Source organism: Streptomyces sp. GbtcB7 (assembly GCF_019091445.1).
GTDB classification, from domain to species: domain Bacteria; phylum Actinomycetota; class Actinomycetes; order Streptomycetales; family Streptomycetaceae; genus Streptomyces; species Streptomyces mirabilis.
The window spans coordinates 25,433-38,098 of sequence record NZ_JAGXJM010000034.1 but is presented as its reverse complement, the minus strand read 5'-3'; the positions used below and the strand labels follow the sequence as shown (position 1 = coordinate 38,098).

Annotated in this window: 11 protein-coding genes and 1 riboswitch; of the genes, 1 reads left to right on the top strand and 10 read right to left on the bottom strand. The window is 67.5% G+C overall.

Features of this window, described 5'->3' with window-relative positions:
* Positions 1 to 56: 56 nt before the first annotated feature.
* The 6 genes from KVT44_RS41300 to KVT44_RS41275 all read right to left on the bottom strand — a co-directional run bounded on the left by KVT44_RS41300 (position 57) and on the right by KVT44_RS41275 (position 7,401).
* Positions 57 to 1,418 (bottom strand): aminotransferase class V-fold PLP-dependent enzyme, encoded by a 1,362-nt coding sequence (locus KVT44_RS41300; protein WP_217573012.1) that lies wholly within the window; start codon positions 1,416 to 1,418, stop codon positions 57 to 59.
* A 193-nt stretch (positions 1,419 to 1,611) separates the two neighbouring features.
* Positions 1,612 to 1,728, bottom strand: a riboswitch (SAM riboswitch).
* Positions 1,729 to 1,960: 232 nt separating this feature from the next.
* On the bottom strand, positions 1,961 to 3,025 hold the full coding sequence (gene trpD / locus KVT44_RS41295) for an anthranilate phosphoribosyltransferase (RefSeq protein WP_217573010.1): 1,065 nt from the start codon (positions 3,023 to 3,025) through the stop codon (positions 1,961 to 1,963).
* A gap of 155 nt (positions 3,026 to 3,180) precedes the next feature.
* Positions 3,181 to 4,821, bottom strand: coding sequence for a cytochrome bc complex cytochrome b subunit (locus tag KVT44_RS41290; protein ID WP_217573008.1), 1,641 nt, complete (start codon positions 4,819 to 4,821; stop codon positions 3,181 to 3,183).
* Positions 4,818 to 5,882: a ubiquinol-cytochrome c reductase iron-sulfur subunit gene (locus KVT44_RS41285; protein WP_099923082.1), complete on the bottom strand. Its 1,065-nt coding sequence runs from the start codon at positions 5,880 to 5,882 to the stop codon at positions 4,818 to 4,820. The genes KVT44_RS41290 and KVT44_RS41285 overlap by 4 nt, the downstream gene beginning before the upstream one ends.
* Positions 5,879 to 6,688 carry a c-type cytochrome gene (locus KVT44_RS41280; protein ID WP_060902038.1) on the bottom strand — a complete coding sequence of 270 codons (810 nt, stop codon included), beginning with the start codon at positions 6,686 to 6,688 and terminating at the stop codon, positions 5,879 to 5,881. Before KVT44_RS41280 ends, KVT44_RS41285 begins: the two co-directional genes overlap by 4 nt.
* Before the next feature lie 92 nt (positions 6,689 to 6,780).
* Positions 6,781 to 7,401 (bottom strand): heme-copper oxidase subunit III, encoded by a 621-nt coding sequence (locus tag KVT44_RS41275; protein WP_054231552.1) that lies wholly within the window; start codon positions 7,399 to 7,401, stop codon positions 6,781 to 6,783.
* Between the two features lie 193 nt (positions 7,402 to 7,594).
* On the opposite strand from KVT44_RS41275, the gene KVT44_RS41270 reads away from it, so the two are divergent.
* Positions 7,595 to 7,996, top strand: coding sequence for a response regulator transcription factor (locus tag KVT44_RS41270; RefSeq protein WP_067363572.1), 402 nt, complete (start codon positions 7,595 to 7,597; stop codon positions 7,994 to 7,996).
* A 65-nt stretch (positions 7,997 to 8,061) separates the two neighbouring features.
* On the opposite strand, the gene KVT44_RS41265 is transcribed toward KVT44_RS41270, so the two are convergent.
* From KVT44_RS41265 to coxB, 4 genes are all read right to left on the bottom strand, one after another.
* Entirely contained in the window at positions 8,062 to 9,324 is a 1,263-nt protein-coding gene (locus KVT44_RS41265; RefSeq protein WP_099923081.1) for an Ig-like domain-containing protein, read from the bottom strand.
* Between the two features lie 150 nt (positions 9,325 to 9,474).
* Positions 9,475 to 9,873 (bottom strand): cytochrome c oxidase subunit 4, encoded by a 399-nt coding sequence (locus KVT44_RS41260; protein ID WP_054231555.1) that lies wholly within the window; start codon positions 9,871 to 9,873, stop codon positions 9,475 to 9,477.
* Positions 9,870 to 11,606 (bottom strand): cytochrome c oxidase subunit I, encoded by a 1,737-nt coding sequence (gene ctaD / locus KVT44_RS41255; protein ID WP_054231556.1) that lies wholly within the window; start codon positions 11,604 to 11,606, stop codon positions 9,870 to 9,872. The genes KVT44_RS41260 and ctaD overlap by 4 nt, the downstream gene beginning before the upstream one ends.
* Positions 11,603 to 12,562, bottom strand: a complete 960-nt coding sequence (coxB, locus tag KVT44_RS41250) for a cytochrome c oxidase subunit II (protein ID WP_099923080.1) — start codon at positions 12,560 to 12,562, stop codon at positions 11,603 to 11,605. Before coxB ends, ctaD begins: the two co-directional genes overlap by 4 nt.
* Positions 12,563 to 12,666: the final 104 nt, after the last annotated feature.

Here is a 12,666-nt window from a genome sequence, read left to right as displayed (position 1 = left end):
CAGCCGAAGGACCACGGGGCCTGGGGGCGGAGCCCCCACGCATCCCCGAGCCAGTCTCAGACCGCCGGGACGCAGCGGCCGCCCTCCGTGCGGTAGTTCCACTTCGCCCCGTTCCGCACCAGTTCCTTCACCGCGCGCACGAACCGCTCCACATGCTCGTCGGGCGTACCGGCCCCGAAGCTGACGCGGATCGCGTTGAGGGACTTCTCCCCGGGCGCCGCCTCGGGCGCCCCGCACTCCCCCTGCGTCTGCGGATCGCTGCCCAGCAGCGTCCGCACCAGCGGGTGGGCGCAGAAGAGACCGTCCCGCACCCCGATCCCGTACTCGGCGGACAGCGCGGCCGCGAAGTGCGAGCTGTTCCAGCCCTCGACGACGAACGAGATGACGCCGACGCGCGGGGCGTCGTCGCCGAAGAGCGACAGGACGCGGACCTCGGGCAGCTCGGCCAGACCGGCGCGGACGGCCCCGATCAGCTGCTCCTCGCGGGCGACGAGCCTGTCGAAACCGGCCTCGGTCAGCGCCTTGCAGGCGGAGGCGATGGAGTAGGCGCCGATCACGTTCGGCGAACCGGCCTCATGCCGGGCCGCGCTCTCGTGCCACTCCACGTCCACGCCGCCGTCCACCCGCCGCGTGACCTTGCGGCTGGCGCCGCCGCCCGCGAGATACGGCTCGGCCTCGCGCAGCCAGTCGGCGCGGCCCGCGAGCACGCCGGAGCCGAACGGCGCGTACAGCTTGTGCCCGGAGAAGGCGACCCAGTCGACGTCGAGGTCCCGCACCGACACCGGGTGGTGTGGGGCGAGCTGGGCGGCGTCCAGGACGATCCGGGCACCGTGCGCGTGCGCGGCGGCGGCCAGCTCGCGCACCGGCCACAGCTCGCCGGTGACGTTCGAGGCGCCGGTGACGCAGACGAGGGCCGGGCCGTGGGGGTCGCGGGCGGCGAGGGCCCGCTCCAGGGCCGTGACGGCCTCCTGCGGGGTGCGAGGCGCGTTGAGGTAGGTGACCTGGGCGTCCTTCCACGGCAGCAGCGAGGCGTGGTGTTCCGTCTCGAAGACGAACACCTGGCAGCCGGCCGGAAGGGTGGCGGCGAGCAGGTTGAGGGAGTCGGTGGTGGAGCGGGTGAAGACGACCTGGTCGTCGCCCCGGCAGTCGAGGAACTCCGCGACGGTCCTGCGGGCGTTCTCGAAGAGGTCGGTGGACAGCTGGGAGAGGTACCCGGCGCCGCGGTGCACGCTGCCGTAGTACGGGGCGTACGCGGCGACGTCGTCCCACACCCGCTGGAGGGCGGGGGCGCTGGCGGCGTAGTCGAGCGCGGCGTAGGTGACCTCACCGCCGGTCACGATCGGGACGGTGACATCTCGGCCCAGAACGGGCAGAGGGGCACAAACGGTCTGGTCGGCGGCAGCGGTGGAGACAGACATGGCGAGCTCCTGTGAGAGGCAGGCGGAATCGCTGCGCGGGCCGGGTGCACGGGGGTACGGGTGTGCGGCTGCACGGCTCGGCGCAGGGAGGAAAGGCAAAAGGGGTGTGCGGAGGCGGGGCTCTACGCCCTATCGCATTCGCTTGCTCACAGAAGGCTCCCTCGAACGACCAGGACCCCTGGGATTCTCGAGGGGTCCGCGCTTGCCGTAGACCTCGCTGCCTACGGCCTGGTCCTCACCCGGGGCACCCCGCCACGGACGGAGGGTTGCCGGACAGCCGGCCGGGGCCTGATGGCTGTCGCTCATGACCTGATACGGCATCCTGCCACAAGATCTTCCACCCGCAACCCGGCGTCCGTATACCGGGACGCCGAGTGGGAGGCGGCGCCACGTTTCCTCGCCCCCGCCGCCCCTACCCGTCCCATTCCTACCTGGGGGCTCCGCCCCCAGACCCCCAGAAGATCGCGCAGTTCCCCGCGCCCCTTCAGGGGCGCGGGGGACTGCGCGGGCAACCCTCACCGGCCCGCAGACGAACTACCAAGCTACGACTGGCTCGCAGCCACCCAGCGTTCCAGCGTTCGCTTCGCCGCCCCCGAGTCGATCGCCTCCGCCGCCTTCGCCATCCCGGCGCGGAGCTGGTCCGCGAGCGGCGCGTCGGTCGGGGACAGGGCGACGAGGGCCGCCGCGGAGTTCAGCAGCACAGCGTCCCGTACCGGCCCCGTCTCGCCGTTGAGCAGGCGACGGGCGACGTCCGCGTTGTAGGACGCGTCGGCGCCGCGCAGGGCCTCCACGGGGACGAGTTCGAGGCCGACGTCACGCGGGTCGAAGCGCTCCTCGGTGACCTTGCCGTCGCGGACGATCCAGACCCGGGACGTCGCGGTGGTGGTCAGCTCGTCCAGGCCGTCGTCGCCGCGGAAGACGAGCGAGGAGTTGCCGCGCTCGGCGAACACGCCCGCCACGATCGGCGCCATGCGCAGGTCCGCGACTCCGACGGCCTGTGCCTTCACCCGCGCCGGGTTCGTCAGCGGACCCAGCACGTTGAACGTGGTCCGGATCCCCAACTGCCCTCGCGCCGCCGCGACATGACGCAGCGCCGGGTGGAACTTCACCGCGAAGCAGAAGGTGATCCCCGCCTCCTCCGCGACCTCGGCCACCCGCTTCGTCGTCAGGTCCAGATTGACGCCGAGCTTCTCCAGGACGTCCGAGGCACCGGACGCGGAGGACGCCGCCCGGTTGCCGTGCTTGACGACCTTGGCGCCGGTCCCGGCCACGACGATCGACGACATCGTGGAGATGTTCACCGTCTTCGCGCCGTCACCGCCCGTACCGACGATGTCGACGGTGTCCCCCGGCACCTCGATCACATTGGCGTGCTCGTACATCGTCCGGACGAGACCGGAGATCTCCTCGACCGTCTCGCCCTTGGCCCGCAGCGCCACCGCGAACCCGGCGATCTGCGCGTCCGTCGCCTCGCCGCTCATGATCCGGTCCATCACCCAGGCCGTGTCGTCCGCGCTCTGGTCGCGACCCTCGAGCAGGCCGTTCAGCACCACGGGCCAGGAACGGCCCGCCGCGGTGTCGCCTCCAGCGGGGTTCACAGCGCTCATAAGCCGCTCCTGGGTCCGTCGTCCCGGCAAAGGGACGCCTTGTGTAGATGGGAACACCCTATCCAGGCCCGGAGACGGCAAAGAGCCCCCGTCCAGGCAATGGACGGAGGCTCTCGCCGTGGCGATCAGTGAAGACCGGTCAACCGGTCGGAGGATCAGTGGTGGCCGTGGCCGCTCGTGATCTCCTTGTACTCCTCGACCGTGGGCTTCGGGATCTGGCTGTCCTCCCCGTAGAAGCCCTCGCTGAGCTTGGAACGCAGCCTCTCCGAGCCCTTCACCTTGCGCTCGACACCGTTCTCGTCGACCGTCGCGCCGATCTGGGCGGGCTGGTACTGCTCGTGCGCGGTGAGCGTGTGCAGGGCGTCCTGGCTGAGCGGCTCGTGCACCTCGATGAACTCACCGTGCGGCAGGCGCTTGATGATGCCCGACTCGCGGCCGTGCAGCACCTTGTCCTTGTCGCGGCGCTGGAGGCCGAGGCAGACCCGCTTGGTGATGACGAACACGATGACCGGCACGACGAAGAAGCCGATGCGCACGAACCAGGTGATCGAGTTGATCGACAGGTGGAAGTGCGTGGCCCAGATGTCGTTACCACCACCGACGAGCAGGACGAAGTACCAGCTGATCCAGGCGGCGCCGAACGCGGTCCGGGTCGGGACGTTGCGCGGGCGGTCCAGGATGTGGTGCTCACGCTTGTCGCCGGTGACCCAGGACTCGATGAACGGGTAGACCGCGATCGCGACCAGGACCAGCGGGAAGATCACCAGCGGGATGAACACACCCAGCACGAGCGTGTGACCCCAGACGTTGATCTCCCAGCCCGGCATGACTCGGATCAGGCCCTCGGAGAAGCCCATGTACCAGTCGGGCTGGGCGCCCGTGGACACCATGTCCGGACGGTAGGGGCCCATGGACCAGATCGGGTTGATCGAGGCGATCGCCGAGATGGCCGCGATGACACCGAAGACCAGGAAGAAGAAGCCTCCGGCCTTGGCCATGTAGACCGGCAGCAGCGGCATGCCGACGACGTTGTTGTTCGTCTTTCCGGGGCCCGCGAACTGCGTGTGCTTGTGGTAGAAGACCAGGATCAGGTGGCCGACCACCAGGCCGAGCATGATGCCCGGCAGCAGCAGGATGTGGACCGAGTAGAACCGCGCGACGAAGTCGCCGCCCGGGAACTGGCCGCCGAAGAGGAAGAACGCCAGGTACGTGCCGACGATCGGCACGGACAGGACCGCGCCCTCCATGAAGCGGACACCGGTGCCGGAGAGCAGGTCGTCCGGGAGCGAGTAACCGGTGAAGCCGGTGAACATGCCCAGGACGAACAGCAGGAAGCCGAACAGCCAGTTGATCTCACGCGGCTTGCGGAACGCACCCGTGAAGAACACGCGCATCATGTGCACGAACATGCCGGCGAGGAAGATCAGCGCCGCCCAGTGGTGGATCTGCCGGACCAGCAGACCACCGCGCACCTCGAAGGAGATGTGCATGGTCGAGTTGAACGCCTCGGACATCAGCTGTCCCTGCAGGGGGACGTAGCTGCCGTGGTACGTGACCTCGTTCATCGACGGGTGGAAGAACAGCGTCAGGTACACACCCGTGAGGATGATGATGATGAAGCTGTAGAGGCAGATCTCACCCAACATGAACGACCAGTGGTCGGGGAAGATCTTGCGCATGTTGGACTTGGCCAGGGAGTAGATCCCGAGCCGTCCATCGGCCCAGTCGGCGACTTTCTCGCCGGCCGGAGCCTTCTCGCGCGAGGGGCGCGAGCCGGAAGTGGTGGTAGTGCTCATCCGCGCTCCCAGAAGGCAGGACCGACGGGCTCTTCGAAGTCGCCGAGCGCTTCGAGGTAGCCCTGTTCGTTCACACCGATGCGCAGCTGCGGCAGGGCGTGACCGGCCGGGCCGAAGATCACTCGGGCACCGTCGGAGAGGTCGAAGGTGGACTGGTGGCAGGGGCAGAGCACGTGGTGCGTCTGCTGCTCGTACAGGGAGATCGGGCAACCGACGTGGGTGCAGATCTTCGAGTACGCCACGATGCCCTCGTGCGACCAGGCGAGCTCACGCTTGTCCTTGATGTTCTCCGGCTGGAGCCGGACGATCATCAGGGCCGCCTTGGCGATCTGGAGCTGGAAGTCCTCGTCGTGCTCCTCCAGGCCCTCGGGCTTGGCGAAGGTGAGCGAGCCGACGGCGACGTCGGAGGCGCGCAGCGGCTCGTTCGTGTTCATGTTGACGAGCAGCTTGCCCTTGGACCAGAGCGTGTGGCGCAGCTTGGTGCCGGGCAGCGGGCCCAGGTCGCGCAGCAGCATGACGCCGGAGAGCGGGAACAGGGCCAGCGCGCCGAACATCGTGTTGCGGATCAGCTTGCGGCGGCCGAGCGCGGACTCCTTGGCGCCCTGCTTGAAGTCGGCCAGGACCTTGGCCTTGACCTCGGGCTCCGCCTCGATCGGGTGACGCTGGTCGGCGATCTCCACGTCGGACATCAGGGTGCGGGCCCAGTGGACCGCGCCCGCGCCGATCGCGAACAGCGCCACACCGAGGGTCATCCCCAGCGCGAAGTTCAGCGCGCTGATGTGCCCGAGCGGGAAGACGAAGATCGACTTGTCCCTCGGGATCGCCACGTACGAGGCGATGAAGCCGACGGTGGCCAGCATCGACAACGTGAACAGCATGGCGACGACGCGCTCGGACCGCTTGGCGGCCCGCTCGTCGATGTCCTGGATGCGGTGCTCGTGGGGCGGCAGGCCCGGGTCCGCGAACGGGTTGGTCTCGTCCGCGAGGGCTACCGCGCCGTGACCGTGCTCGTCGACCTGCTCAGCGGGCAGGTTCTCTTCTGGAATGTCTTGGCTACTCATGACTTCTTGGCCTTTGCGGTCCGAGCGGCGACCCAGACGGCGACGGCGACCAGGGCGCCAAGACCGAAGATCCAGCCGAAGAGGCCTTCACTGACCGGCCCGAGGCCGCCCAGCTCCAGACCGCCGGGGCTCTCGGTGTCGTCACCGTTGACCGCGTTGAGGTACGCGATGATGTCCTTCTTGTTCTTCTCCGACAGCGTGGTGTCGGGGAAGGACGGCATGTTCTGCGGGCCCGTCTGCATGGCCTCGTAGATGTGCTTGGGGTCGACACCCTCAAGGCTCGGCGCGAACTTGCCGTGCGTCAGCGCGCCGCCCTTGCCGGTGAAGTTGTGGCACTGCGCGCAGTTCGTACGGAAGAGCTCGCCGCCCTTGGCGATGTCCGCGCCCTCGGGGCTGACCTGGCTCTTCGTAGGCACCGTGGGACCAGCGCCCAGCGAGGCGATGTACGCCGCGAGCTGGTCGATCTCGGCCTGCGAGTAGATGACCTTCTTCTTCGGGATCTGAGCGCCCGGCTGCTGGGCCGGCATACGGCCGGTGCCGACCTGGAAGTCGACCGCCGCGGCGCCCACACCCACCAGGCTCGGCCCGTCGGAGGACCCCTGACCGCCGGTTCCGTGGCAGCTGGCGCAGCCCACGGAGTAGAGCTTCTTGCCCTCGTCGATGGCAAGGGACTGGGCGGTCGTATCGGCCTGCGCCTTGCTCGCGGGTGCGAACGCGGCGTACAGCCCCCCGGTGGCCGCCAGCGCGAGGAGTAGGACGACGACCGCCGCCAGCGGATGGCGTCGTCGTGCGGAGAGCTTTTTCACGGATTACCCCGGTGTCAGGATCTTCTGCGTCGATGCTTCTGGAAATGGATCGGTTCGCCGCGTGCGATCGGTTCGCCGCGGACGCCGCCCGGTTACTTGATCATGTAGATCGTGGCGAAGAGGCCGATCCAGACGACATCGACGAAGTGCCAGTAGTAGGACACGACGATGGCTGCGGTTGCCTGCTCGTGAGTGAACCTCTTGGCCGCGTAGGTGCGACCGAGGACAAACAGGAAGGCGATGAGTCCACCCGTCACGTGCATGCCGTGGAAACCGGTGGTCAGGTAGAACACCGAGCCGTACGGGTCGGAGGAGAGCGAGAGCCCGTCCTTCTTGACCAGCTCGGTGTACTCGAAGATCTGACCGCCGATGAAGATCGCACCCATCACGAACGTGACGGTGAACCACATCCGGAGCTTCTTCACGTCCCCGCGCTCGGCGGCGAACACGCCGAGCTGGCAGGTCAGGGAGGAGAGCACCAGGATCGTGGTGTTCGAGGCCGAGAACGGGAAGTTGAGATGGCTCGCCATCTCCTTCCAGTGGTCCGGTCCGGTCACCGATCGCAGGGTGAAGTACATCGCGAAGAGGGCCGCGAAGAACATCAGCTCGGAACTCAGCCAGATGATGGTTCCGACGCTGGTGAGGTTCGGTCGATTGACCGACGGGTGCGCGTGCCCGGTTTCTACTGTCGTTGCTGTCGCCACGACCGACATTATGTCGGTCGCTTATCCCGCCCTCACGCCCGGGGGTGCCGTTCGGGGTGTTGATGGGGTGTGTCCAGCCCGTATGGCCCATCGAAGCCCTGTCCGAACCGGTGTTGACGGGGTGTTCGAGGGGGTAGCATCCGCGCCATCGGTACCAGGAGTTCCCGAGCAATGCCGTGCTTCTTAGATGCGTGGAGGAACAATGCAGCCGACCGCCACGGTGCTGGTCTACAGCGACGACTCCAACACCCGGGGGCAGGTGCGGCTGGCGACCGGCCGCAGACCGGCCCCCGACGTCCCCCAGGTCGAGTTCATCGAGTGCGCCACGCCCGCCGCCGTCCTGACGGAGCTGGACAAGGGCGGGATCGACGTCTGTGTGCTGGACGGCGAGGCGGTGCCGATGGGCGGCATGGGCGTCTGCCGGCAGATCAAGGACGAGATCTTCAACTGTCCGCCCGTGTTGGTGCTCATCGGGCGGCCTCAGGACGCCTGGCTGGCCACGTGGAGCCGTGCGGACGCGGCGGTGACCCTTCCGGTGGATCCGGTCGAGTTCGCCTCCGCGTTGGCCTCGCTGCTGCGTCGTAAGGCTTTGCAGGGCGCCTGAGAGCGCGGAGCCGCAGAAGAACACAGTCCCGCGCCCCTTTCGGGGCGCGGTGGCGGGGGTCTGGGTCACACGGACTCGGGGCGCAGGCGGGCCCGGTCCGTCGGCTTCGGGCCCTCCGGGGTGCCCGCTGTCAGGGCGCTGCCGTTGCGCCAGTCCTTCCAGGCGACGTTCCAGTCGCCGAAGCCGTTGTTGAACGGGGTCATCGCGTCGCCGTTGGAGTTCTGGACCTTCACGATGTCGCCCGGTCGGACGTTCTTGAAGAACCACTCGGCGTTGCTGGTGCTCATCCCGGTGCAGCCGTGGCTGACGTTGGCGGACCCCTGCTCCCCCACCGACCAGGGCGCGGCGTGCACGTACTCGCCGCTCCAGGTGACCCGGGTCGCCCAGTAGACGGGCAGGTCGTAGGAGTCCGCGCTGCCCTCGGCGATGCCGACGGTGGTACCGCGCATGCGTACGTAGGGCTCCTTGCTCAGTACGACCTTGACGCCGTTGCGGGTCTCGTAGCCCGGCTTGCCGGTGGTGACGGGGATCTGGTTGATCACCTGGTCGTTCTTGTAGATCGTCATGGAGTGCGCGGCGGCGTCCGTGACGGCGACGAAGCGGTCCCCGGTGGTGAGCGTCAGGGGCTTCGCGTCGCCGCCCCAGAGCCGGTCGGCGACCTTGATGCCCTTGAGGTTGCTGTGGGCCTGGATGGTGGCGTGGATGGGCCAGTACTCCTTGGGGCGGTAGTGCAGCGTCTTGTCGTCCACCCAGTGCCAGGCGCCCTCCACGGCGGGCACGGAGTCGACCTTCAGGGCGCCCTCGACGATCGCGCGAGCGGCCTTGTCCTTGACCGGGGCACTGAGTTCGGCGGTGATGGGCTGACCGACGCCGTACTCGCCCGAGGCGGGCCCCAGGGTCACGCCCAGGGGCTTGTTCGTGGTGGGCGCGGTGGTCTCGAAGTCGACGATCTGGCGGCCGGGGGCGCCGTCCTCGTCCTCCGTGCTCACATGCACCGTGTAGTGGGCGCCCGCGGCCAGTGGTGAGGTGCTGTGCCATCGGGAGCCGTCGGCGGCGAGTTCGCCCGCCACATAGCGCCCCGACGCGTCGACGGCCGTCACATCGGTGATGCGCTCGTCGTCGCCCTTGGAGGTGATTTCCAGGGGCTTGTCCGGGTCGACCTTGCGGCTGTCGCCGACCACGTCGGTGAAGGAGAGCTGACCCGCCGCGTCGTACGGCCTGGCGGAGAGCGGGTGGCCGCTTCCGCCGCAGGCAGCGGCGGCCGCGCCGAGGGCGACCACCAGCGTGGTGCGGCTGACGACCGTGCGGATTCGCGGTGCGTGATTCATGGACTCACGCTATGAACACCCGTCAACCATGGCGCGGCGAGTGAGCCGTGTGGGGGATGTGCCGTGCGGCAAAAGAGGAAGCCCGGACTCTCCATCAGGAGAATCCGGGCTTCCGGGGTGTCCAGCGATCGCTACGGGACCGCGTCCGTGCTACTGGGTGCGGTTCTCACCGTGGTAGTACTCGAAGACCCAGCCCCACAGGCCGATCAGGATGAGCGGGAACCCGAAGTACAGCAGCCACCAGCCGAAGACGACGGCCATGAAGGCGATCGCACCGCCGACACCGAGCGCGAGCGGCTGCCAGCTGTGCGGGCTGAAGAAGCCCACCTCGCCGGCCTCGTCCGCGACATCGGCCTCGTCGTTGTCCTGCGCCAGCTGGTCGACCCGCCGGGCCGTGAAGGCCAGGTAGTAGCCGATCATCACGCTCAGGCCGAAGGCCAGGAAGAGCGCCGTGGTGCCGGCCGGCTCCTTCGACCACACGCCATAGACGATGGCGATGACGAGGATGAAGGCAGCCAGCCAGAGGAACATCTTGCCTTGGACCTTCACTTGCCGGCCTCCTTGCCACCAGCGAGGGCCTTCTCACCGTGACCGGCGTTCTCGAGCTGGTCGAGAGCGGCGATCTCCGGGTGGTGCAGGTCGAAGGCCGGGGATTCGGAACGGATCCGCGGCAACGTGAGGAAGTTGTGGCGCGGCGGCGGGCAGGACGTGGCCCACTCCAGCGAGCGGCCGTAGCCCCACGGGTCGTCGACCTCGACCTTCTTGCCGTACTTGGCGGTCTTCCACACGTTGTAGAAGAACGGCAGGATCGACAGGCCGAGCAGGAACGAGCTGATCGTCGAGATCGTGTTCAGCGCGGTGAAGCCGTCGGCGGCGAGGTAGTCCGCGTAGCGACGCGGCATGCCCTCGACACCCAGCCAGTGCTGCACCAGGAACGTGCCGTGGAAGCCCACGAACAGCGTCCAGAAGGTGATCTTCCCGAGGCGCTCGTCGAGCATCTTGCCGGTGAACTTCGGCCACCAGAAGTGGAATCCGGAGAACATCGCGAACACGACCGTACCGAAGATCACGTAGTGGAAGTGCGCCACCACGAAGTACGAGTCCGAGACGTGGAAGTCCATCGGCGGCGAGGCCAGGATGACACCGGTCAGACCACCGAAGGTGAAGGTGATCAGGAAGCCGACCGCCCAGAGCATCGGGGTCTCGAAACTCAAGGACCCCTTCCACATCGTTCCGATCCAGTTGAAGAACTTCACGCCTGTCGGTACGGCGATGAGGAACGTCATGAAGGAGAAGAACGGGAGCAGTACGCCACCGGTGACGTACATGTGGTGCGCCCACACGGTCACGGACAGACCGGCGATGGAGATCGTCGCGGCGATCAGGCCCATGTAGCCGAACATCGGCTTGCGGGAGAACACCGGGATGACTTCGGAGATGATGCCGAAGAATGGTAGAGCGATGATGTACACCTCTGGATGGCCGAAGAACCAGAAGAGGTGTTGCCATAGCAAGGCTCCGCCGTTGGCGGCGTCGAACACATGCGCACCGAATTTTCGGTCCGCCTCCAGCGCGAACAGCGCCGCCGCGAGCACGGGGAAGGCCAGCAGCACCAGCACCGCGGTGAGCAGCACGTTCCACACGAAGATCGGCATGCGGAACATCGTCATGCCGGGAGCGCGCATGCAGATGATGGTCGTGATGAAGTTGACCGCACCGAGGATCGTGCCGAAGCCGGAGAAGGCCAGACCCATGATCCACATGTCGGCGCCGACACCCGGCGAGCGGACCGCGTCCGACAGCGGGCTGTAGGCGAACCAGCCGAAGTCGGCCGCGCCCTGCGGGGTGAGGAAGCCACCGACCGCGATGAGCGAGCCGAACAGGTAGAGCCAGTAGGCGAACATGTTCAGCCGCGGGAACGCCACGTCGGGCGCGCCGATCTGCAGCGGCATGATCCAGTTCGTGAAGCCGGCGAACAGCGGCGTCGCGAACATCAGCAGCATGATCGTGCCGTGCATCGTGAACGCCTGGTTGAACTGCTCGTTCGACATGATCTGCGTGCCGGGGCGAGCCAGTTCGGCGCGCATCAGCAGCGCCATGACGCCACCGATGCAGAAGAACGCGAACGACGTGACGAGGTAGAGCGTGCCGATCGTCTTGTGGTCAGTGGTGGTGAGCCACTTGATCACGACGTTGCCCGGCTGCTTGCGCCGCACCGGCAGCTCGTTCTCGTACGAGTCTTCGGCTGCCCCGGCACCCTGAGGTTCGTTGAGGATGCTCACAGGTTGTTCGTCTCCCGGTTCTTCTCGTGGCCCGTCTGCTCAATGCCGGCCGGGACGTAACCGGTCTGTCCCTGCGCCGCGAGCTGCTTGAGGTGGGCCTCGTAGCGCTCGGGGGAGACGACCTTCACGTTGAAGAGCATCCGGGAGTGGTCGACGCCGCACAGCTCGGCGCACTTGCCCAGGAAGGTGCCCTCCTTGTTGGGGGTCACCTGGAAGGAGTTGGTGTGGCCCGGGATGACGTCCATCTTCATCAGGAACGGCACCACCCAGAAGGAGTGGATGACGTCACGCGAAGTGAGGACGAAGCGGACCGTCTTGCCCTTGGGCAGCCAGAGGGTCGGACCGGGGTTGCCCGTCTGCGGGTTCCGCTCACCCGGCGTACCGACCTCGTAGACACCGCCGGCGTTCGCCGGGAAGTCCTTCTTGAACCGGTCCGGAATCGCGGCCAGGTTCGGGTCGATCTTGGCGTTGCCGGTGACACCGGGAACGTCCTCGATGTAGTTGAAGCCCCAGCTCCACTGATAGCCGACCACGTTGACCGTGACGTCGGGCTTCGTCTTGAGGCTGAGGAGCTTCGTCTCGTCGCGGGCGGTGAAGTAGAACAGCACCGAGACGATGATGAGCGGGACTACCGTGTACAGCGCCTCGATGGGCATGTTGTACCGGGTCTGCGGAGGAACTTCGACCTTGGTGCGGCTGCGCCGGTGGAAGAACACACTCCACAGGATCAGGCCCCACACCAGCACGCCAACGGCGAGCGCGGCCGCCCAGGACCCCTGCCACAGGGAGAGGATCCGCGGACCCTCTTCTGTGGTCGGGGTGGGCATACCAAGGCGGGGGAAGTCCTTGTATGTGCAACCGGTGGCGGTCGCCAGGACCAGGCCCGCAGTCAGTGCCTGCAGCAGCTTCCGCCGCATCGGGCGCCGCGGCGAGCGGTCGGAGCCGTTGGGACTCACGTAGCGCCTTCCCGAGAGTCTCGCCCGCGCGGTCGGCTGCGGCCTTCTCGCTGGTCGGTCGCCGCCCTGCGTCGGGCAGGGGTTTGGATGTTTATGCGGACCAA